We start from the raw sequence: 20,481 nt of genomic DNA, 5'->3' as shown, positions 1-20,481 counted from the left end.
TGGGAGAGAAATCAGTAAGTTAGAGGGTGTTAGAACTGTTTAAACTGCTCGGTAATAAGCGATTGTTTGTCATACTGATTGGTTTGGTTATGTTTATTGCGCTCATGGGATTTACGTTGGGGCCCCGGGCCTCGTTATCCTGGCCCGAGAAGTTTCTGAGGGATACGGTTGGATTTGCCCAAAATATCTTTTATAAGCCCGCTGGTTACATAGCGGGCTTGTTTAAAGATATTGCCAATATGCGGGACATTTACAAAGAAAACGAGGAGCTCAAAATTGCTCTTGCCCATTATACGCGCGATAAAGTCCAATATAATCTTATGGACAAGCGAAATAAGGATCTGGAAGAAGCGCTGCATTTTACGAATGCCCAGAAAGAGCAAAACAATTATACTTATCATATTACCCAGGTCGTTAGCGTCAACTCGGATACGGTAAACCGCTCCCTGGTCATTGATCTGGGCGAGCGGGACGGCATCAAGGTCGGCCAGTCGGTCATTTCGAGCGAGGGCCTTGTCGGAGTGATCAGCCATGTCAGCAACTTTACGTCGACCGTCAAGCTGATTACGACGATGGATGCGAAGGACCCGAATTCTAACGGCATTTCGGCAACGGCACTAAATAATCATAACGTGTTCGGAATTATCGAAAGTTACGACGAGGTTAGCAAGACCCTGCAGATGACCCAGATCAAAGAGGACGATCCGATTAAGGAAAAGGATACCATCGTTTCCGCAGGAGATCCGAGCAAGTATCCGCAAGGTCTTATTATCGGAACTGTCGAAAAAGTACAGGTCAGTCCGTTCGGGAAAACGAAGACGGCGACAATCAAGCCTGCGGCGGAGTTCCAGGACTGGAAGCTGCTATTTGTCGTATCTCAACCGGAGGTACCGCAATAATGGTCCGCAAGCAAGTGCTGATCCTGCTGCTGTTCGTCCTTTTTCTTCTCGAAGGGACGGTCGTTCCCTGGCTGCTGCCGGGCTCCTGGCAGAACGTCATTTCGCCGAATCTGGTCCTTATCGTCCTGTTATTCGTTTCGGTATACCATCACCGCCACACCGCGCTCGTTCTCGGGATTATTTTCGGCATGCTGCATGACGTCGTCTTTTACGGGGATATGATTGGCACGTATTCCTTTGTTATGGGGGTTACGGCTTATATTATGGGCTTTATTTTTCGGATGCCGCGCGCCCAAATGCCGGTCATGATGACGGTCATCATTTTGGGAAGCCTGCTGTTTGACAGCCTGCTGTACGGGATCTACCGGGTGTTCTCGCTCACGGCCGTTCCGTATAACTGGAACCTGCTGCACCATATTCTGCCCGATCTGGTCGTTCATTTCGTTTTCGGGTTAATCATTTATGTTCCGCTGCGCAAGCAGCTCGAGAAGCTTGGTAAACGCGCAAAAGTGGAAAAGGCGGCGTAAACCGCCCTTACAATTTGCATAATCAGGCAGGAACTTATGCATCCGGGAACGAAATGTATAGAGATGGGAGGGACAGGCATGGCAGTCAAATCGAATCATGTGACGATTAAGGGCATCAAAGATGGCCTGGTTTTCCTGCTCGATGACGAATGTGAATTTGAGGAACTGCTGGGTGAGCTGAGGTATAAGCTGGAGCATACTCATCAAAATATTTTGACCGGACCGATTATTCATGTAGACGTAAAGCTTGGGTCAAGGCGTATATCGGAAGACCAGAAACAATCCATGCTGGACATCTTGAAGCAAAAGGGGAATTTGCTGATCCGTTCCGTGGAGATGCCTGAGGGGGAAAACGAACCCGGGAAAGAGCCGGCTTATGCGGTCATGAGCGGAATGGTCCGATCGGGCCAGGTGCTGCATCATCACGGGGACCTGCTGTTCCTGGGCGACGTGAACCCGGGCGGAAGCATTCTGTGTACGGGTGATATTTATATATTGGGGGCTCTGCGTGGAATGGCCCATGCAGGCGTTGAGGGAAATGAGGAAGCGATCATTGCAGCCTCCTATTTTGCCCCCACCCAGCTCCGGATTGCCGAAAGAATCAGCCGGCCTCCGGACGAATGGAACATTCGGGAGACGAGCATGGAGTTTGCGTTTTTGCGCGACGGAGCCATGCAAATCGATAAAATTAGCAATATTGTCCGGATACGGCGGGATTTTAACGTGTTTAAAGGGGTGTAACACATGGGAGAAGCTATCGTCGTTACTTCCGGTAAAGGCGGTGTGGGCAAAACGACCACATCGGCGAACATCGGAACCGCGCTTGCGCTGCTTGGCAAAAAAGTGTGCCTGGTCGATACCGACATCGGCCTGCGCAATTTGGACGTCGTGATGGGCCTGGAGAACCGGATCATTTACGATTTATGCGATGTGGCGGAAGGGCGCTGCCGATTGAACCAGGCGCTGGTGAAAGATAAGCGCTTTGACGAGCTGTATATGCTTCCGGCCGCCCAGACCAAGGACAAAAACGCGGTGTCGCCGGAACAGGTCAAGGATATCATTCTTGAGCTGAAGAAAGAGTACGAATATGTCATTATCGACTGTCCTGCCGGCATCGAGCAGGGGTTTAAGAACGCGATTGCCGGAGCGGACAAGGCGATCGTCGTTACCACGCCGGAGAACGCCGCGGTTCGTGACGCCGACCGTATTATCGGGCTGCTGGAGAGCTCTGCTGTGGAGTCGCCCAAGCTCGTCGTGAACCGGATTCGGCCGAATATGGTCAAATCCGGAGACATGCTCGACATCGAGGATGTGCTCCAGGTGCTCAACATCGATCTGATCGGGATCGTGCCGGATGACGAGTACGTCATCAAGGCAGCCAACAGCGGGGAACCTACGGTGATGAACCCGGAATCGCGGGCCGCGATCGCGTACCGCAACATTGCGCGGCGCATCCTGGGCGATACGGTGCCGCTGATGCAGCTGGACCAGAAGAAAAGCATGTTCACCCGTTTCAAAAAGCTGTTCGGAATGGGATGACCGGATTCTTTTATACGATGATTACTCTATAGAGAAGGGATGGAGCCCAGCGGCTTCATCCTTTTTTTGCGTTTGAGCTCCCGCATCATTTCCTCCAAATCCCCTTGATGTATAGGCCACTTCCTTTCATTCATCGATCCCGGGCGTGAATAGAGGCTTGGCGAATTGGGTTAAGTTACTACAAAGACAACCTGAGAATAGACAAGGGGTGCTTACTATGCTCGGAATACTGATTTTTATTTTCGTCATCCAAATCGTGTACGTCTCTTTCTTTACGCTGCGCATGATCCTGACGTTGAAAGGCCAAAAGTATTTGGCCGCGGTGCTCAGTATGTTTGAAATAACGATTTATGTGCTCGGACTCAGCATTGTACTGAAGTATGTCAATCAGCCGCTGTCCCTGATCGTGTATGCCGTGGGCTACGGTCTTGGCGTTCTGGTGGGCTCGTGGATCGAAAACCGGATTGCGCTCGGCTATATTACGATGAAGGTCATCGTCAATGATCCCGGGAGCGATATGGCCAACACGCTGCGCAACATCGGGTATGGCGTCACCTCCTGGATCGGCAGCGGCCGCGACGGCCATCGTCTGGTCTTCGAAGTGCTGGCCAAACGGAAAAACCAGAAGAAGCTCTACAACTCTATTCTGGAGCTTGACCCGAAGGCATTCATTGTCGTCACCGAGCCTGTCATGCTGCATGGGGGATTCTGGACCCGGGGAACAAAAAAATAGTGCCGGCGGACGTTTCATTACGGGATCGGGAGACGATCCGATGCTGCAGAGGCTGCATGTTCTTTTTTATAAAAAAAAGCCCCCTGCCTGTTTCATTTTGCAGCAGAATGGGTAATAAACTAAAACCTGCTGTGAGCCAGCCAGGCAGGAGGTCCCAAATTTGTTGCTTGGAACCGGATCCACAGTCGCATTTCGCCAATCTTCCGTCCAGGTCCAAAAGAGTTAGGCTTGTCTATTTGCAGTTTGGCATGTCTGTTGAACGCGAGAATCTAAGGATGCACGGATGCTTAGCTTCATCCATTCGTTGCATATGGCAACGCTCACGCAGTATTTGGATGATTCCTTTAACTCCCCGTTAGGAAAACCGCTTTTCCACTACATAACAGGCCGTGAGCCTATCTATGAAACAAGCTCGGTTACTTGAAGATTGAAGCCATGTTTGATGGACCCGCTCCCTTTTGCGGACGGACCATGTCTTTGCGCCGGATGGCGGATGATATGCGAAATGCTCCACATACTATGAATACAGCTGGCTAAAGGAGCGATTGAATGATTGTACTGGAACATGTAAACAAAGTGTATGATGACGGGTTTCATGCCCTCAAAGACATCAACCTGGAGTTTAAGAAGGGTGAAATTACAGTCTTGATCGGCCCCAGCGGCTGCGGCAAATCGACGACCATGAAGCTGATCAATGCCCTGAACACCCCTTCCTCCGGAAAAGTACTGATCGACGGAAAAGACATCTCCGGGCTTAACCCGGTGGAACTGCGCCGGAATATCGGATATGTCATTCAGAGTGTAGGCTTGTTTCCTCATATGAATATCGCCAAAAACGTGGCGGTCGTCCCTCATTTGAAAAAGTGGGATAAAGAGAAAACCGACCGGAAAGTGAACGAACTGCTCGACCTGGTTGGTCTCGACCATACCATATACCGGAACCGTTATCCTTCCGAGCTCAGCGGCGGGCAGCAGCAGCGGGTCGGGGTTATCCGGGCGCTGGCGGCCGACCAGGATATTATCCTGATGGACGAGCCGTTCTCGGCGCTCGACCCGATCAGCAGGGAGCAGCTCCAAGATGAGCTTATCCGGCTGCAGCAGGAGCTGAACAAGACGATCATTTTCGTGACGCATGATATGGACGAAGCGATCAAAATCGCGGACACGATCGTGCTGATGAAGGATGGGCAAATCGTGCAGACCGGGAAACCCGAGGCGATCCTGCGCCATCCGGCGAACGATTTCGTCCGCAACTTTATCGGCCAGAAGCGACTGCAGAGCGAGAACGAGTTATCCTATGAAATTCCGCTCGTTGACGACGTCATGATTACGAATCCCGTAACGGCTTTTCCAAACCGCGGACTGGCGGAAGCGATCAAAATGATGGAGTCCAAGCGCGTAGATTCCCTGTTTATCGTGGACCGGAACAAGCAGCTGCAGGGCGCGGTTTCGATTTACCGGGTGCTGGACATGTACGGGGAAGAGGGCAAGACAGTTGCCGACGTCATGATCCCTGTCCGTTTCTCGGTTGCTTCAGGGAGTACGCTGCCCCAGGCCATTGAGCTCATGGACAGCCACCAGCTGAGCAATGTCCCCGTGGTCGACGGGAATAACCGGTTCCTGGGACTGGTAACCCGGGGCAGTGTCGTCAAGCATCTGGCCGAGGTATATCCGAATCTGGCCCCTCCGCAGCCTGCCGGAGAGGGGGAGCCGGTGTGAGTGAATTTTGGAGCTTTATCACCGAAAGGTACCCGGATATCCTGCTGGCCCTCCGGCAGCATCTGACCATCTCCTTTTCCGCGGTGATCCTCGGGACGATCGTGGCGGTCCCTATCGGCATTTTGCTGGTATACAACCGGGTTGGATGGATCAACAGCGTCGTATTTTTTATCGCCAACCTGTTCCAGACGATCCCGAGCCTGGCGCTGCTGGCCATTCTGATTCCTCTGCTTGGCATCGGCGTGAAGCCGGCGATTTTGGCGCTGCTGCTGTATTCCCTCATGCCGATTCTGCGGAACACGTACGACGGATTCCAGTCGGTGGATAAAGGCGTGCTGAATTCCGCCAAAGGCATGGGATACAGTGCAGCCCAGACGATTCTGAAAATCCAGCTTCCCTTATCGCTTCCTTATATCATGTCTGGCATACGGATCACGACGGTGTATATCATCAGCTGGGCGACGCTTGCTTCCCTGATCGGGGCCGGCGGGCTCGGGCAGCTGATCGTTTCGGGGCTTGGCGTCAACAAGCCGGAAATGATCTTTATCGGCGGCATCGGTGCAGTTGTGCTGGCTCTGGTGGCCGACGGCCTGCTGGGGCTGCTGGAAGGCTGGCTGACCCGGCGCTACCGTCAAACCCGGAGTGCTGCCGTATGACAAGGCTGACGAAGCCCTTTAGACTGATCCGAGGAGGCGTGATGAAACTGAAAACGTTCAAATTGTCGTTGTTTTTGTGCTGTGCCATCCTTCTGACAGGCATCACTTCGGCCTGCGGGATCCAGCAAGATGTGGTTATCGGAACCCAAACCTACACCGAAACGAAAATTTTGGCCGAAATGTACAAGGCCTTGATTGAAGATAAAACCAACGTCAGCGTCGACATCATTCCCGACCTGGCTTCAAGCTCGATCGTCATCAATTCGATGAAAAGAAACGACATTCAAATGTCCACGCTCTATACGGGCGAAATTTTCAACAACCATTTTCCGATCAGCGAAACCAAGGACCGGGCGAAGGTGCTCGAAGAAGCCAAGGCTGGCTTTGACAAGTACTTTCATTTTACCTGGCTGGATCCGTTAGGCTTTGAAAATACGTATGCCTTTACGGTCCGTAAGGATCTTGCCGATTCGAAGGGCTACCAGAAGATTTCGGATGTTAAAAAAGATATGGCGTCCATGAAGCTCGGCGTGGATACGACATGGCTGGAACGGGAAGCGGACGGTTACCCGGCCTTTTCCAAGGCTTATGGCATCCATTTCGGGCAGGTGTTCCCGATGGAGATCAGCCTCGTATACAGCGCGGTGGCGAACCGCCAGGTCGATATCGTGCTTGCTTATTCCACGGATTCCCGCTTGAAAGCCTATCAGCTACAGACGCTGAAGGACGACAAGCAGTTCTTCCCTCCGTACGACGCGAGTCCGGTGATCCGGACGGACATCCTCCAAAAGCATCCTGAAATCAAAGACGCCATTGCTCCGTTGATCGGGCATATCGATGCCGACACGATGATTTCGCTGAACTACCAGGTGGATATCGAGAAGAAAAGCGAGCGGGAAGTCGCGATTGCCTATTTGAAGGAGAAAGGTTTGATCAAGAGCTAGAGGAGGGTTAGCATGGACGAGAAAAAGCTAACGTTTATGGATTTCGTATCTTATGTCTCGCGGAACAGCGGGCTACTATGGGAGTATTTCATCCAGCATATTTTGATGGTGGTGATCGGACTGGGGCTTGCGATCGTCATCGGGGTACCGCTCGGTATTTTGTGCTCCAGAAGCCGCTGGGCGGCGAAGGTCATATTGTTCATCACCAACATTCTGCAGGTTATTCCCAGTCTGGCGATGCTCGTCATCCTGATGCTGTGGCTCGGCCTGGGCATGAAGACGGTGATGGTCGGTTTGTTCCTGTATTCGCTCAACCCGATCGTTCGCAATACGTACGTCGGGCTCAAGCAGGTGGACCCGAGCTATATGGAATCCGGCAGAGGCATCGGCATGAGTCCTTTTCAGCTGCTCTATAAAGTCCGATTCCCTTTGGCGCTGACCTACCTGATGTCAGGGATCCGCATCGCTGCGGTCATTGCGATCGGTGTCGTGACGATTGCGCCATTGGTCGGCGGCAGTGGTCTGGGACGGGAAATTTATGCGGGCCTGAACAGCAACAACTCGCTGCGGATTTTTGCCGGGGCCATCCCTGCGGCGCTGCTGGCGATTGTGGCGGACATTGTGCTGGGCTACCTGCAGAAGAAGCTGGACCTGAGCAAACGGAAGTCGTCAGGCGCCGCCCCGGTCCCGCCTAAAATTCAGAAGGTGTGAGGAATGGAAGCAAAAGCAGCTTCGGGAATGTCCCGGGGCTGCTTTTTTTGTGTTCCGTAACGGTGCGAATAGGCATTGTAGCAGCGAGGATCCTGAAACGCCAATAGCCAATGCTATGGAATCACATGGTGGAACAGGCTTGTTCTAAAAACGGGACTTTCCCACATAAACTGGTATAAAACAAGCCTCGAAAAGGGGATGAGCGCAAGTGGACATGAAATCTTCCATCAAACAGCGGAGAGAAGAACGGATCCGCGATCTGCTGACCAGAGACGATTTATCAAAAACGATGCCGATCCAGCCGCCCTCGCAGCCTTCACCATTGTCTATACAGGACGAGCCAAGGCTGTGGAGCCGGGGCAAACTGCCCGAAAGCTACGTGCCCGAGCCCGATCCGGAGAAGCAGTGGAAAAAGGAACGTTATCAGGCCGGCGGCCCCTTTCATAGAAAGCACCACTTTGTTTCCGGCTTTATGTGGCGCCTGTTTTTCAGCGCCATCGTGTTTGCGGGAGTGTGGGGCGTCTTCCACTTTCCGATCAACCAGCCGTGGAGCGGCAAAGTGCAGAGCTTTGTCGTTCAGTCGCTGAACCGGGAAATGGATTTTCAGGCTGCAGAAGCCTGGTATGAAACATACTTCGGGAAAGCTCCCTCTTTCATCCCTATTTTCAAACAGGATCCGGTGTCCCCATTGAAAGTCGATGCGTCCAAATCGATGGTGCCCCCGATCGAAGGGAAAATCGTACAGGCCTTCGCCGTCAACCTCAAAGGAGTGGAAATTGCTCCGGATGAGGTTTCAAGTACGGCGCTTCAGGTGAAAAGTGTAGAAACGGGACGTGTTATGGAAGTGTCGGATTCGCCGGAAACCGGAGTCTCGGTGACCATCCAGCACTCCGGCGGCTTGGTAGCGACATACAGCCATTTGCAGGAGACGCAACTGCAGAAGAACGATTGGGTCGAGGCCGGAGACCCGGTCGGGTCGCTCGGACAGGGGAGTGACGGTGAAACGCCGACCTTGTTTTTTGCGGTCAAAGAAGGGGGCCATTATGTGGATCCGGCCGATGTGATCCCGATTGATTAACGTTCGCGGAATGACCCTGTCGCTGCACCCGTTTTTCGTGATCCTGATGCTGTTTTCGGTCGTTACCGGGCATTTCCTCGAGCTAATTACGCTGTTCGTCATCGTATTCATTCATGAGCTGGGACATGCCGGGGCTGCGCTGATGTACGGCGTTCGCATCCGTTCGATTCAATTCCTCCCGTTCGGCGGGGTGGTGGAAATCGAAGATCAGGGCCGGCTGTCCGCGTGGAAGGAAATCGTCATCGCGGCAGCGGGGCCTTTGCAAAACGGAATGATGATCCTGTTCGCGCTGCTCCTCCGTCTGGCCGGCTGGGGGGATGGCGCCTTTCTGTCTTATGTAATTTATGGCAACGCGATGATTGCATTGTTTAATCTGCTGCCGATTTTACCCCTTGATGGAGGCAAAATATTACAGTCGGCTGCCAGCTTGTTTTTCCCTTATCACCGTACGCTTCTCTGGTCCTCGAGGATCAGCGTTGGGGCGAGCGTGATCGTCATTATATGCGCGCTGGCACCGCTTTTTCAAGGGAAGGGCAGCGTTCAGTTCAACCTGCTGTTAATCGGTATTTTTCTGCTGTACTCGAACTGGGTCGACTACCGGAACCTGCCTTACCGATTTACAAGATTTCTCATGCACCGTGAATCGATGTACACCCGCTCCAGAGCGGACGGGGAACTCGCGCAGCCCATCGTTGCCGATCCGGCGAAACATTTGGACAGTATCCTGCGTCTATTAAAAAGAGAGAAATACCATCTTATTTATGTGATGAACGAGCGCGGAAAAATCATTGCCGTGCTTCCCGAGCAGCGCATTATTTCTGCTTATTTTGCGACAGATCGTACTTCGTGGATATAAATACGCAAGGAACAACGAACGTGAAAAAGGTGTGAATGCGGGCTGCTCCTAACTCAGGGATGGAGCTAATTTAAAGGAGATTTCATGGTACAATGAAAAAGATATGTCTTCTGGCAGGGGTGAAGCCATGAAACAAATGATCGTTCACATCGAACCGAAGCTGACCCAGATGGCGCTCTTGGAGGAAGGCAAGCTGGTGGAGTTCGCTGCCGAGCGGAGCCAGGGGCACAGTCTGGTCGGGAGCTTTTACAAAGGGCGAGTCGTCAACGTATTGCCCGGCATGCAGGCCGCGTTTGTGGATATCGGCCAGAAAAAAAACGCCTTTTTATACGTGGACGACGTGCTGCATCCGCATTTGGAGAAGCAGCCGAAGGACAAGCCGAATATCGAATCGCTGCTGCGCGTCGGGCAGGAAATCGTCGTCCAGGTGATGAAGGAGCCGCTTGGCGGCAAAGGCCCGAGGGTGACGACGCATTATTCGCTTCCGGGCAGATGGATCGTCTATATGCCGCATGCGGATTATGTGGCCGTCTCCAAGAAGGTATACCGGGAGCATGACCGGAACCGGCTGAAGGTGCTGGGCGATTCCCTCCGGAGGAGCGGAGAGGGCGTCATCATGCGGACCGTCTCCGAGGATGAGCATCCGGATGCCATCGAAGGGGATTTGAACGCGCTGCGGGAGCGGTGGCTAAGCATTCAGGAGAAGGCTGACGCCTGCGCGGCGCCGTGCCTGCTGCACCGGGATCTGAGCATCGTGCAGCGGTTTATCCGCGACGTGTTCGATCCGGAGCAGGACGAGCTCTGGATTGACAGCAGGCCGGAAGCGAGAGAAGCCGAGCTGTTTCTGGAGGAAATTGCCCACGGCGGACACCGGCCCGTTCGAATGCACCAGGGCCACGAGCACATTTTTAGGGCCCATGGCGTTCAAGAGCAGCTGGAGCGGGATTTTGCGCGCAGGGTGACGCTGGAGAGCGGAGGCACGATCGTGCTGGACCAGACCGAGGCGCTGACGGTGGTCGACGTCAATACGGCGAAATATACCGGCGGCGGCAATTTGGAAGAGACGGTCACGAAGACCAATCTGCAGGCGGCTGAAGAAATCGCCCGGCTGATCCGTCTCCGCGACATCGGCGGCATCATTATCGTCGATTTTATCGATATGGAAGAAGAGAAGAACCGGCAGGAGGTTGTCAACCGGCTGGAGGCGGGTATGAGCCGGGATCGCACCAAGAGCCATGTCGTCGGCTGGAGCAAGCTTGGCTTGCTGGAGCTTACCCGGAAGAAAGTAAGAGAGGACACGGCTGTCATGTTTTCCAAATCATGCGAAGTATGCGGCGGAACGGGGAAAATAAACCTTCTGAGCGCGCATTGACTTATGATGGACGGATATGTTAATATCTATGAGTATGTGTCCAGTATTTATTGCTTGTCACATGCTGTAACCGCTCCGGTCGGGTTTACAAGTGCCGCTGCTTAAGACGGCGGGCCACCTGGATTAGGCGAGTCTGAGACATGAGGAGGTGCAAGCAAATGTACGCAATTATCGAGACAGGCGGTAAACAATACAAAGTTCAAGAGGGCGACGTATTGTTCATCGAGAAGCTGAACGCAGCCGATGGCGAAAGTGTAACTTTCGACCGTGTATTGGCCGTATCCGGTGACAACGGTCTGGTGGCAGGAACTCCAGTCGTAGCCGGCGCATCCGTAACCGCTAAAGTTGAGAAGCATGGTAAGGGCCAGAAGGTTGTTGTATACAAATACAAACCTAAGAAGAACTACCACAAGAAGCAAGGTCATCGTCAGCCATACACAAAAGTTACGATCGAGAAGATCCAAGCGTAAGAAGGTGCGCTAATTGATTAACGTACGGATATTACGCCGGGAAGACGGCAAGATTCGTGGCTTTGAAGTGAAGGGGCATGCGAACTACGCGAAGGCCGGAGAAGACATCGTATGCGCCGGAGTATCGGCGGTCACGGTGGGAACGGTCAATTCGGTGGAAGCATTAACCGGAACGGTCATGGACAGCAGAATGAACAACGGTTTTCTGAGCGCGGACGTTCCTTCGATGGAGGAATCAGGCGTGCACGAACAGGTTCAGTTGCTGCTGGAATCGATGGTGGTTATGCTGAATTCCATAGCAGAATCATACGGGAAGTATATTCAAATACAAGAAGTACATTACTAACAGAAGGAGGAGACAACATGTTAAAGCTGAATCTTCAATTGTTCGCTTCGAAAAAAGGTGTTGGTTCCACAAAGAACGGACGCGACAGCCAAGCGAAACGTCTCGGCGTTAAGCGTGCTGACGGCCAAACCGTTACTGGCGGAAGCATCTTGGTTCGCCAACGCGGAACGAAAATTCATCCTGGTACGAACGTGGGCATCGGCAAAGACGACACTCTGTTTGCTAAAGTGGACGGCGTTGTGAAATTCGAACGTTGGGGCCGCGATCGCAAGAAAGTGAGCGTTTATCCTGTGGATGTCGCTCCTGTAGCGGCAGCAGTAGAAGCTTAATTGTCTGCGAACGCAGAATGAACAAGAAGCCTCCGGCAATGCTTGCCGGGGGCTCTTTTTGAATTAAAACATATTCTTGGGAGCCCCCCTGCAAATCAGCTGAATATGCGTTGGAGCAAAAGCCCCACTTGGTGGGGTTATTTTGTAGGCTGTGTATTATTGATATGAACATAACTGGACAATTATGGTATACTGGGCAATGATGTTAACTATCTCATGTGTGGGACGGGGACGGGGAGTGCTATGAGATTTGGGAAGAGCATAATGGCCGCTGCGGTCATTTCAATCGTGATTCCGTTAGTATTTATATACCGTGGTGGCTCGTGGATTTGGTACATGATCCTTCCGCTGTGGATATTAGCGGTGCTTTTTCTCGGATATGCGCAGATACGCCGGAGTACTTCGCGTCATCATGATGCCGTAGTCCGCAGTCTGGAGCAGACGGCCATCCGGACGCTCAACCATCACCGCCATGACTGGATGAATGATTTGCAAATTTTGTATGGTTATATCAAGCTCGGAAAAAGTGATAAAGCGGTTCAATGTGTGGAAAGAATAAAGGAACAGATGGCTGTCGAAAGCAAAATAGCCAAGCTGGGCATTCCTTCGCTTATTTTCTACCTTCAGTCTTTTCGCAGCACCAGCAGCAATTTGGAGCTGGACGTTCACGTGGATGACCAGATGACGCTGATCAACAACCTCAGCCAGGAAGAAGGGGCCAATCTGGCCTTGGCCGTCATCCAAACGATCCGGGCATATCAATACAGCAGCAAGTCTTCGCGGGGCGAGTCCCGCAAACTGTTCCTGAGCCTTTATGAGGAAGGCTCGGAGCTGATCGTAAGGTTTGAGGAAGAAGGTTCCCTTGGGGACCCGGAACTGCTTCGGCAGCAAATATATAATGTGGTACAAGGCAAGAAAATGAAAGCAGAGCAGATCGATCCGACTCAGGCTTCATTTGAATTGCGCGTGCCGTGTGGAGCATGAGGAAGGTGAAGTCATGTTTGTAGATAAAGCGAAAGTCTATGTCAAAGGCGGCGACGGTGGTGACGGCCTGGTGGCTTTCCGCCGGGAGAAATACGTGCCGGAAGGCGGGCCTGCCGGCGGTGACGGCGGCAGGGGCGGAGATGTCATCTTCCGTGTGGACGAAGGTCTGCGCACGCTGATGGATTTCAGATACCAGCGCCATTTCAAAGCCCAACGCGGCGAGAAGGGCCGCAATAAGAGCCAGCATGGCGCAGGGGCGGAGGACATGATCGTCCGCATTCCGCCGGGTACCGTGCTGATTGACGATGATACGGGCGAAGTCATTGCCGACTTGACGCGTCATGGACAGCAGGTGGTCGTTGCCAAAGGCGGCCGCGGCGGTAGAGGCAACATCCGTTTTGCCACCCCGAACAACCCGGCTCCCGAGCTCGCCGAGCACGGGGAGGAAGGCCAGGAACGGTATGTGGTGATGGAGCTGAAAGTGATGGCCGACGTCGGTCTGGTCGGCTTCCCGAGCGTAGGGAAGTCCACGCTCTTGTCGGTCGTTTCCGGTGCGAGACCGAAAATCGGGGCGTACCACTTTACGACGATTACGCCGAACCTCGGCGTCGTGGAGGTCGCGGAAGGCCGGAGCTTCGTCATGGCCGATCTGCCGGGATTGATCGAGGGTGCTCATGAAGGGGTCGGCCTCGGGCATGAGTTTCTCCGCCACGTGGAACGGACCCGCGTCATTATCCATGTGGTGGATATGGCGGGGTCCGAAGGCCGGGATCCATACGAGGACTGGGTCAAAATTAACGACGAGCTGAAGCTGTACAACGCCACCCTGGCCGAGCGGCCGCAGATCGTAGCAGCGAACAAAATGGATATGCCGGAAGCGGAAGATAACCTGGCCGAATTCCGTGATAAGGTCGGCAAGGACAGACCCGACCTGGAGATCATGCCGATCTCCTCGCTGACCCGGCAGGGCGTTCAGGAGCTGCTTTACCGTGCGGCGGATTTGCTGGACCAGATTCCTGTGGAAGCCGCGCTGGAAGAAGTACCCGAAATCACCGAAAGAAAAGTGTACAAGCTGGATAAGACCGAGGACAACTCGTTCACCATTACGAGAGACAACGAGGCTTATGTGGTCCACAGTGTCAAAATTGAGCGCCTGCTCAAACGCATGCAGATGAACTCGCATGAAGCGATTCTGAAACTTGCGCGGACGATGCGCCATATGGGGATCGACGATGAGCTTCGCAAACGCGGTGCCGTTGAGGGCACCATTGTGAGAATCGGCGATTTTGAATTCGAGTTTGTAGAAGGCAGCAGCTACTATTAAACATACAAGAACCGGACACCGTATATTTCGTATACGGCGTCCGGTTTTTTGTTGCAGCCCCTTTTCTGACATTTTACGTTACATGGCGGGCAATTTTTTGTATGATGGAGATTAAAAAGGCGTCGGACTATTGACCGTCAGGCAAAGGTTCCTATATAATGTCCACTATATGAATACATCAGTCTTTGAGGAGAGGACGTTCGTGAAAGAACGCTATTATTTGGTCCGGGAAGACATTTTGCCGGAAGCCGTTGTCAAGACGATGCAGGTGAAACAGCTGCTAGCGGCCGGGGACGCGAAGACGGTTCATGAAGCCGTGGAACAAGTCGGGCTGAGCCGCAGCGCTTTTTATAAATACAAAGACGGAATCCACCTGATCAACCAGCTGGAGCGCGAGCGGATCGTGACGATTTCCATCGATATGGAGCACCGGGCGGGCATGCTGTCGAAAGTGCTGAGCACGGTGGCCGGTTATGGCGGAAACGTGCTGACGATCCACCAGAGCATTCCTTTGCAGGGGATGGCGAACGTGGTGATATCCGTCGAAGTGACGCGGCTTGGCGACGAGCTTGGGGACATGCTGGAAGGCATGCGCGACGTAGCGGGAGTCAAGCGGGCGAATTTGATCGGACAGGGGTAAGTCCGTGCCTGGTGTCATAGAAGACAAAGAATGTTATTTGGAGATTCACGGGAGGTATGAGAATGAAGCCGGTTAAAGTTGGATTGTTGGGTCTGGGCACGGTCGGTACGGGGGTCGTCAGGATCGTGGAAGGCCATCAGGAGGATTTGAGCAGCCAGGTGGGCTCTCCGGTCGTCATCGAAAGGATCGCGGTGAAGAACTCCGGAAAAACGCGCAGCGTGGCCGTTGATCAAGGCAAATTGACGGAAGATCCGTGGGATGTGATCCGTGACCCGGAAATCGACGTCATCGTCGAAGTGATGGGCGGTATTGATGAGACGAAGTCCTACATTTTGGAGGCGCTGGAGCGCGGCAAGCATATCGTCACGGCCAACAAGGACCTGATGGCGCTGCACGGAGCGGAGATTTTGGCCAAGGCTCAGGAGAAACAGTGCGACGTTTTTTATGAGGCGAGTGTGGCGGGAGGCATTCCGATTATCCGGACGCTGATCGAAGGATTTTCTTCGGACCGCATCTTGAAAATCATGGGGATCGTGAACGGTACCACCAACTATATTTTGAGCAAAATGAGCCAAGAAGGCGCGTCCTATGAGGATGTGCTGGAAGAAGCGCAAAAACTGGGCTATGCCGAAGCCGACCCGACCTCCGATGTCGAAGGCTTGGACGCCGCCCGCAAGATGGCGATTCTGGGCACGCTCGGCTTCCGCTCCAACATCGAGCTGAAGGACGTCAGCGTGCGCGGCATCTCGCAGGTGACCAAGGAAGACATTACGTATGCCAAACGCCTTGGCTACGAAATGAAGCTGCTTGGCATTGCTGACCGGCAGGACGATCATTTCAGCATCAGCGTTCAGCCGACAATGGTGCGCAAAGGGCACCCGATCGCAGCTGTGAACGGTGTCTTCAATGCCGTATACGTGTACGGTGAAGCGGTCGGCGAGACGATGTTCTACGGCGCTGGCGCCGGCGAAATGCCGACGGCTACCTCCGTTGTGGCCGACCTGATGGCGGTCATCAAAAACCTTAGACTGGGCGTCAACGGCCTGAAAGCGATCGTTCCTTACAAGCCGAAGAAGCTGAAGACCGATGAACAGATCAGTTACAAAAACTTTATCCTGCTTCATGTTGACGACAAAGCCGGTGTTCTCGCCAAAATTACGCAGGTGTTCGCCGAATTCGGAGTCAGCCTGGAATCGGTCGTACAGCAGCCGAACGAGCACAATCCCGAAGCGGAGATCATCATCGTGACACATCAAGCCAACAAAGCTAGCATGGATAAGGTGCTTCAGCATTTTGAAGGGCTGGACGTCATCCGCAGAATCAAGAGCGTATACCGGGTTGAGGGGTAACCCCGCCCATTCAAATAACTACCTCGAATACAGAAAAGGAGTTTTACGATGCCATACCAAGGTTTACTGCAAACGTACAAGGAATATTTACCCGTGAACGACAATACGCCTCTCCTGACGCTGAAGGAAGGCAACACCCCGCTGATCCGCGCCGAAAATTTGTCAGAGGAGCTTGGACTCGATCTTTATTTTAAATATGAAGGGCTGAATCCGACCGGTTCGTTCAAAGACCGCGGCATGGTCATGGCTGTTGCCAAGGCTATGGAGGAAGGCAGCCGTACGATCATGTGCGCTTCCACGGGCAACACCTCGGCTGCAGCGGCGGCCTACGCGGCACGCGGCGGCTTGAACTGCATCGTTCTCATCCCGAACAACAACATTGCCCTCGGCAAGCTGGCACAGGCCATGATTTACGGTGCCAAGGTCATTGCCATTGAAGGCAACTTTGACCGTGCCCTGGAGATCGTGCGTGACATTACGGCCAAGCATCCGATTACACTTGTAAACTCCGTCAATCCGTTCCGCATTGAAGGACAAAAGACGGCCGCATTCGAAGTGGTGGACCAGCTGGGCAAAGCGCCGGACGTGCTGGCCATTCCTGTAGGCAACGCAGGCAATATCTCCGCGTACTGGAAAGGCTTCAAGGAATACCACGCAGCCGGCAAAGCCTCCTCGCTGCCGCGCATGGTCGGCTTCGAAGCAGAAGGCGCGATGGCTATCGTGAAGGGCGAGCCGATTCTCGAGCCGGAAACGGTCGCAACCGCCATCCGGATCGGCAACCCGGCCAGTTGGAAGACCGCTGTTGCTGCGGCGGAGGAATCCAACGGTCAGATCAATTACGTCACTGACGAAGAGATCCTGAGCGCATACCGCACCATTGCCGCACGTGAGGGCGTCTTTGCCGAGCCGGCTTCCGCCGCATCGGTAGCAGGGGTGTACAAGCTGAAGCGCGAAGGATTTTTCAAAGGTGGGGAGACGGTTGTCTGCGTCCTGACCGGGAACGGACTGAAGGACCCGAACGTGGCGCTGAAAACGGTCAACGCTGAGCCTATCGTCGTTCCGGATACGGAGGAAGCCGTTATGGAGGCGATCGCGAAGCTGGAAGAGGAGCGGGTATGATTCAGCCTGACGGGGTACGGGTGAAAATTCCTGCCAGTACCGCGAATCTCGGGCCGGGCTTTGACACGCTGGGTATGGCCTTGTCGCTGTACGCCTGGATCGAGATGAAGGAAGCGGAGCAGACCGTATTTCATTTGTACGGAGACGAAATGCAGGGAATTCCCCGGGATAAAAGCAATCTTTTGTATCAAGTCGCGCAGCAGGTGTTCGAGCGGGCGGGAGTTCAAGTCCCCGAACTCGAAATATCCATGTTTTCCGACATCCCCTTGACCCGTGGGCTCGGAAGCAGCGCCACGGCGATTGTCGGGGCATTGGCTGCGGCCAACGCACTCATCGGGTCACCGCTGAGCAAAGCGGAGTTGTTTGATATGGCCACAGGGATTGAGGACCATCCCGATAATGTCGGGGCTTCTCTGTATGGCGGCATCATTACGGCGATTTGGGACGGTGTTCACGCCGAATGCATCCGCTTCGATCCGCCTGAGGATCTGGAAGTGCTGGTCGTCGTCCCGGATTTTGAGCTGCAGACTTCGGAAGCCAGGAAAGTTTTGCCGGATCATATCAGCCGTAAGGATGCAGTGTATAATGTAAGTCGGGCCTCCTTTTTGGTCGGAGCGCTGGCCAGCGGCAGGTTGGACCTCATCGGCAAAGCGATGTCGGACCGTCTGCATCAGCCGTACCGGGCTCCCCTCATTCCGGGCATGACCCGGATTTTGGAGGAAGCGGGGAATCACGGCGCGCTTGGTGTGGCGCTGAGCGGTGCGGGTCCTACGCTGCTCGCTTTGGTGGACCGCCAACAATCCAGAAAGAACGAACTGGAAGCCTTCCTCCTGAATACGATGAGGGCTGAGGGCATCAACGCATCCGCCAAATGGCTGCTTCCCGACGTGGAAGGAGTCGTTGAGATTTCCGGGATGCCGTCCCGTTCATTTATGGATATGGTAAAGGGGAAGTAAGCGCATGAAACGAATTGCATTATTGCCGGAAGGGTCGGTGTCCCACGAGGCCGTCGCGTATTTGCTCGGGGATGAGCCGGTAGAGCTGGTCTATCATAAGCTGATTTCCGACGTATTTTTGTCGACGGCCCAGGGAAAAACCGATTATAGCGTCATTCCGATTGAGAACACGATTGAGGGCTCGGTAAGCCTGCATATGGACTGGTTGGTGAATGAAGTCGACATTCCAATGCGGGTGGAGTGGGTCTATCCGTCGATCCAGAATTTGATCGGTGACCGCCAGGAGTTTATATCCGAGGCAGGGGAGATCGATTACAGCCGGATTGAGAAAATTTTGTCTCATCCTGTAGCCACGGCCCAGTGCCAGCAGTTTATCCGCCAGCATGCTCCGCAGGCCGAGCTGATCAACGCAGGCAGCACAACCGAAGCCGTAGGCATCGTCAAAGCCAATCCGGGCAAAGGCTGGGCCGCCATCGGCACAACACTCGGAGCGGCTACTCATGGGCTCGACGTGCTGGCCAAACGCATTACCGATCATGACAACAATTTTACCCGGTTCGTACTGATCGGCCATCAGGAACTTCCGCCGCTCAACCGGCCGGTAGAACAGCAAAAAACGAGCGTGCTGGTGACGCTGCCCGAGGATTTTGCGGGAGCGCTGCATCAGGTGCTTGCAGCCTTTGCTTGGAGGCGTTTGAATTTGTCGCGGATTGAATCCAGACCAACCAAGAAGAAGCTGGGAAGCTATTACTTTTATATCGATGTGCTCGAATCCGTGGACTCGGTGCTGCTGACGGCGGCCTTCGGCGAGATCGAAGCGCTGGGCTGCCAGGTACGCGTGCTGGGATCTTACCCGAGCTTTACTTATCAGGATCAGGAACAAAATTCGGAGGTGCGGTAACAGATGTCAGAACAGTGGATTTACTTAGATGGAGAATTTGTAACGAAAGAAAACGCGAAAGTTTCGGTGTTTGATCACGGCTTCCTGTATGGGGACGGCATTTTTGAAGGAATCCGAATCTATGAGGGCAACATTTTCAAATGCAAAGAGCACCTGGACCGCCTGTATGATTCCGCCAAATCGATCGATTTGGTCATCCCGCTGTCCTTCGAGGAAATGCGCGACGCCATGGCGGAAACGATTCGCCGGAATGATATGCGCAACGGGTATATCCGTTTGATCGTATCGCGCGGTGTGGGGAACCTGGGCCTGGATCCGAGACGCTGCCCGAAGCCAACCGTTCTTATTATTGTGGAGCAACTGGCGATTTATTCGGAGGAAGCCTATTTGAACGGACTGAGAGCAGTCTCGGTATCGCAGCGCCGTAACCTGCCTGATGCACTGAATCCGAAGATTAAGTCCCTGAACTACCTGAACAACATTTTGGTCAAAATCCAGTCGAATTTCGCGGAAGCAGACGAGGCAATCATGCTGAATGCGCAGGGATATGTGACCGAAGGCTCGGGCGACAACATTTTCCTCGTTAAAAACGGTGTCGTCTACACTCCTCCTTGCTACCTTGGAGCGCTGGAAGGCATTACGCGCATGGCGATTATCGAGCTCTGTGAGAAGCTGGGCTACAAGCTGAAGGAAGAACCGTTCAGCATGCACGACGTGTACATTGCCGACGAAGTATTCTTTACCGGAACCGCTGCCGAAGTCATCGCCGCCCGCGAAATCGACGGACGCGTCATCGGACAGGGACAGGCTGGACCGGTCACTTTGAAGCTTCTTGAAGAATTCCGGAAAATCGTTACGCAGGACGGCTACAAAGTTTGGGAATCCTGATTCCGACAGCCTTTTTATGACCTGTTTTTCTCTAAAATCCTTTCACGATCTTCTTCGTGGAAGGATTTTTTTGTCTAAAGGGATGTCATCCGCCTATCCCCTGCATAAGATGTAGTAACGAATGGAGGCGAACCCACGCCT

23 protein-coding genes and 1 other annotated feature are annotated in these 20,481 nt (G+C 53.5%); all 23 genes read left to right on the top strand.

What is annotated here, in order from left to right; all coding sequences use genetic code 11:
- Positions 1-26: 26 nt before the first annotated feature.
- The 23 genes from mreC to ilvE all read left to right on the top strand — a co-directional run bounded on the left by mreC (position 27) and on the right by ilvE (position 20,340).
- Positions 27-899: a rod shape-determining protein MreC gene (gene mreC, locus MKY74_RS28900; protein ID WP_076174390.1), complete on the top strand. Its 873-nt coding sequence runs from the start codon at positions 27-29 to the stop codon at positions 897-899.
- The gene (mreD, locus tag MKY74_RS28895) at positions 896-1,426 is read left to right on the top strand and encodes a rod shape-determining protein MreD (protein ID WP_397345588.1); all 531 of its coding nucleotides are present in this window, start codon (positions 896-898) and stop codon (positions 1,424-1,426) included. The genes mreC and mreD overlap by 4 nt, the downstream gene beginning before the upstream one ends.
- Before the next feature lie 78 nt (positions 1,427-1,504).
- Positions 1,505-2,167: a septum site-determining protein MinC gene (minC, locus tag MKY74_RS28890; RefSeq protein ID WP_076174394.1), complete on the top strand. Its 663-nt coding sequence runs from the start codon at positions 1,505-1,507 to the stop codon at positions 2,165-2,167.
- A gap of 3 nt (positions 2,168-2,170) precedes the next feature.
- The gene (minD, locus tag MKY74_RS28885) at positions 2,171-2,965 is read left to right on the top strand and encodes a septum site-determining protein MinD (protein WP_076174396.1); all 795 of its coding nucleotides are present in this window, start codon (positions 2,171-2,173) and stop codon (positions 2,963-2,965) included.
- Positions 2,966-3,182: 217 nt separating this feature from the next.
- Positions 3,183-3,698 (top strand): DUF2179 domain-containing protein, encoded by a 516-nt coding sequence (locus tag MKY74_RS28880; protein ID WP_076174398.1) that lies wholly within the window; start codon positions 3,183-3,185, stop codon positions 3,696-3,698.
- Between the two features lie 549 nt (positions 3,699-4,247).
- A complete protein-coding gene (locus tag MKY74_RS28875; RefSeq protein WP_076174401.1) occupies positions 4,248-5,417 on the top strand; it encodes an ABC transporter ATP-binding protein in 1,170 nt (389 codons plus the stop codon).
- On the top strand, positions 5,414-6,073 hold the full coding sequence (locus MKY74_RS28870; protein ID WP_076174404.1) for an ABC transporter permease: 660 nt from the start codon (positions 5,414-5,416) through the stop codon (positions 6,071-6,073). Before MKY74_RS28875 ends, MKY74_RS28870 begins: the two co-directional genes overlap by 4 nt.
- 41 nt (positions 6,074-6,114) lie before the next feature.
- Entirely contained in the window at positions 6,115-7,017 is a 903-nt protein-coding gene (locus MKY74_RS28865; protein WP_144025503.1) for a glycine betaine ABC transporter substrate-binding protein, read from the top strand.
- Between the two features lie 12 nt (positions 7,018-7,029).
- Positions 7,030-7,728, top strand: a complete 699-nt coding sequence (locus MKY74_RS28860; protein WP_076174406.1) for an ABC transporter permease — start codon at positions 7,030-7,032, stop codon at positions 7,726-7,728.
- Between the two features lie 214 nt (positions 7,729-7,942).
- Entirely contained in the window at positions 7,943-8,806 is an 864-nt protein-coding gene (locus MKY74_RS28855) for a M23 family metallopeptidase (protein WP_244169405.1), read from the top strand.
- Positions 8,799-9,662: a M50 family metallopeptidase gene (locus MKY74_RS28850; RefSeq protein WP_076174411.1), complete on the top strand. Its 864-nt coding sequence runs from the start codon at positions 8,799-8,801 to the stop codon at positions 9,660-9,662. The genes MKY74_RS28855 and MKY74_RS28850 overlap by 8 nt, the downstream gene beginning before the upstream one ends.
- A gap of 127 nt (positions 9,663-9,789) precedes the next feature.
- Complete coding sequence (locus MKY74_RS28845; RefSeq protein ID WP_076174413.1) at positions 9,790-11,034, top strand: Rne/Rng family ribonuclease; 1,245 nt, start codon at positions 9,790-9,792, stop codon at positions 11,032-11,034.
- Positions 11,035-11,092: 58 nt separating this feature from the next.
- Positions 11,093-11,179 (top strand) — a sequence feature (ribosomal protein L21 leader region).
- A 13-nt stretch (positions 11,180-11,192) separates the two neighbouring features.
- Positions 11,193-11,504, top strand: a complete 312-nt coding sequence (rplU, locus tag MKY74_RS28840; protein WP_076174416.1) for a 50S ribosomal protein L21 — start codon at positions 11,193-11,195, stop codon at positions 11,502-11,504.
- Between the two features lie 13 nt (positions 11,505-11,517).
- Positions 11,518-11,850, top strand: coding sequence for a ribosomal-processing cysteine protease Prp (locus MKY74_RS28835; protein ID WP_076174419.1), 333 nt, complete (start codon positions 11,518-11,520; stop codon positions 11,848-11,850).
- Between the two features lie 17 nt (positions 11,851-11,867).
- Complete coding sequence (gene rpmA, locus MKY74_RS28830; protein ID WP_076174421.1) at positions 11,868-12,179, top strand: 50S ribosomal protein L27; 312 nt, start codon at positions 11,868-11,870, stop codon at positions 12,177-12,179.
- A gap of 243 nt (positions 12,180-12,422) precedes the next feature.
- Positions 12,423-13,163, top strand: coding sequence for a Spo0B domain-containing protein (locus tag MKY74_RS28825; protein WP_076174423.1), 741 nt, complete (start codon positions 12,423-12,425; stop codon positions 13,161-13,163).
- 13 nt (positions 13,164-13,176) lie between these two features.
- Positions 13,177-14,487, top strand: coding sequence for a GTPase ObgE (obgE, locus tag MKY74_RS28820; RefSeq protein WP_076174425.1), 1,311 nt, complete (start codon positions 13,177-13,179; stop codon positions 14,485-14,487).
- Positions 14,488-14,689: 202 nt separating this feature from the next.
- Entirely contained in the window at positions 14,690-15,127 is a 438-nt protein-coding gene (locus MKY74_RS28815) for an ACT domain-containing protein (RefSeq protein WP_076174428.1), read from the top strand.
- A gap of 62 nt (positions 15,128-15,189) precedes the next feature.
- Positions 15,190-16,476 carry a homoserine dehydrogenase gene (locus tag MKY74_RS28810; protein WP_076174430.1) on the top strand — a complete coding sequence of 429 codons (1,287 nt, stop codon included), beginning with the start codon at positions 15,190-15,192 and terminating at the stop codon, positions 16,474-16,476.
- A 48-nt stretch (positions 16,477-16,524) separates the two neighbouring features.
- Positions 16,525-17,595, top strand: coding sequence for a threonine synthase (gene thrC / locus MKY74_RS28805; protein WP_076174432.1), 1,071 nt, complete (start codon positions 16,525-16,527; stop codon positions 17,593-17,595).
- The gene (thrB, locus tag MKY74_RS28800; protein WP_076174434.1) at positions 17,592-18,551 is read left to right on the top strand and encodes a homoserine kinase; all 960 of its coding nucleotides are present in this window, start codon (positions 17,592-17,594) and stop codon (positions 18,549-18,551) included. The genes thrC and thrB overlap by 4 nt, the downstream gene beginning before the upstream one ends.
- A gap of 4 nt (positions 18,552-18,555) precedes the next feature.
- The gene (gene pheA / locus MKY74_RS28795; RefSeq protein ID WP_076174436.1) at positions 18,556-19,452 is read left to right on the top strand and encodes a prephenate dehydratase; all 897 of its coding nucleotides are present in this window, start codon (positions 18,556-18,558) and stop codon (positions 19,450-19,452) included.
- 3 nt (positions 19,453-19,455) lie between these two features.
- Positions 19,456-20,340 (top strand): branched-chain-amino-acid transaminase, encoded by an 885-nt coding sequence (gene ilvE / locus MKY74_RS28790; protein ID WP_076174439.1) that lies wholly within the window; start codon positions 19,456-19,458, stop codon positions 20,338-20,340.
- Positions 20,341-20,481 lie beyond the last annotated feature (141 nt).

It is taken from the genome of Paenibacillus sp. FSL R5-0378, from assembly GCF_038009285.1.
GTDB lineage: Bacteria > Bacillota > Bacilli > Paenibacillales > Paenibacillaceae > Paenibacillus_AQ > Paenibacillus_AQ favisporus.
This window is presented reverse-complemented; position numbering and strand designations above follow the sequence as displayed.

Bases quoted from the DNA above. Each gene is read 5' to 3' on its own strand.
- pheA (WP_076174436.1), top strand. From the start codon at position 18,556: ATGAAACGAATTGCATTATTGCCGGAAGGGTCGGTGTCCCACGAGGCC.
- MKY74_RS28880 (WP_076174398.1), top strand. From the start codon at position 3,183: ATGCTCGGAATACTGATTTTTATTTTCGTCATCCAAATCGTGTACGTC.
- MKY74_RS28855 (WP_244169405.1), top strand. From the start codon at position 7,943: ATGAAATCTTCCATCAAACAGCGGAGAGAAGAACGGATCCGCGATCTG.
- rplU (WP_076174416.1), top strand. From the start codon at position 11,193: ATGTACGCAATTATCGAGACAGGCGGTAAACAATACAAAGTTCAAGAG.
- MKY74_RS28825 (WP_076174423.1), top strand. From the start codon at position 12,423: ATGAGATTTGGGAAGAGCATAATGGCCGCTGCGGTCATTTCAATCGTG.
- MKY74_RS28865 (WP_144025503.1), top strand. From the start codon at position 6,115: ATGAAACTGAAAACGTTCAAATTGTCGTTGTTTTTGTGCTGTGCCATC.
- thrB (WP_076174434.1), top strand. From the start codon at position 17,592: ATGATTCAGCCTGACGGGGTACGGGTGAAAATTCCTGCCAGTACCGCG.
- minD (WP_076174396.1), top strand. From the start codon at position 2,171: ATGGGAGAAGCTATCGTCGTTACTTCCGGTAAAGGCGGTGTGGGCAAA.
- rpmA (WP_076174421.1), top strand. From the start codon at position 11,868: ATGTTAAAGCTGAATCTTCAATTGTTCGCTTCGAAAAAAGGTGTTGGT.
- MKY74_RS28860 (WP_076174406.1), top strand. From the start codon at position 7,030: ATGGACGAGAAAAAGCTAACGTTTATGGATTTCGTATCTTATGTCTCG.
- MKY74_RS28810 (WP_076174430.1), top strand. From the start codon at position 15,190: ATGAAGCCGGTTAAAGTTGGATTGTTGGGTCTGGGCACGGTCGGTACG.
- ilvE (WP_076174439.1), top strand. From the start codon at position 19,456: ATGTCAGAACAGTGGATTTACTTAGATGGAGAATTTGTAACGAAAGAA.
- thrC (WP_076174432.1), top strand. From the start codon at position 16,525: ATGCCATACCAAGGTTTACTGCAAACGTACAAGGAATATTTACCCGTG.
- MKY74_RS28845 (WP_076174413.1), top strand. From the start codon at position 9,790: ATGAAACAAATGATCGTTCACATCGAACCGAAGCTGACCCAGATGGCG.
- MKY74_RS28875 (WP_076174401.1), top strand. From the start codon at position 4,248: ATGATTGTACTGGAACATGTAAACAAAGTGTATGATGACGGGTTTCAT.
- obgE (WP_076174425.1), top strand. From the start codon at position 13,177: ATGTTTGTAGATAAAGCGAAAGTCTATGTCAAAGGCGGCGACGGTGGT.
- minC (WP_076174394.1), top strand. From the start codon at position 1,505: ATGGCAGTCAAATCGAATCATGTGACGATTAAGGGCATCAAAGATGGC.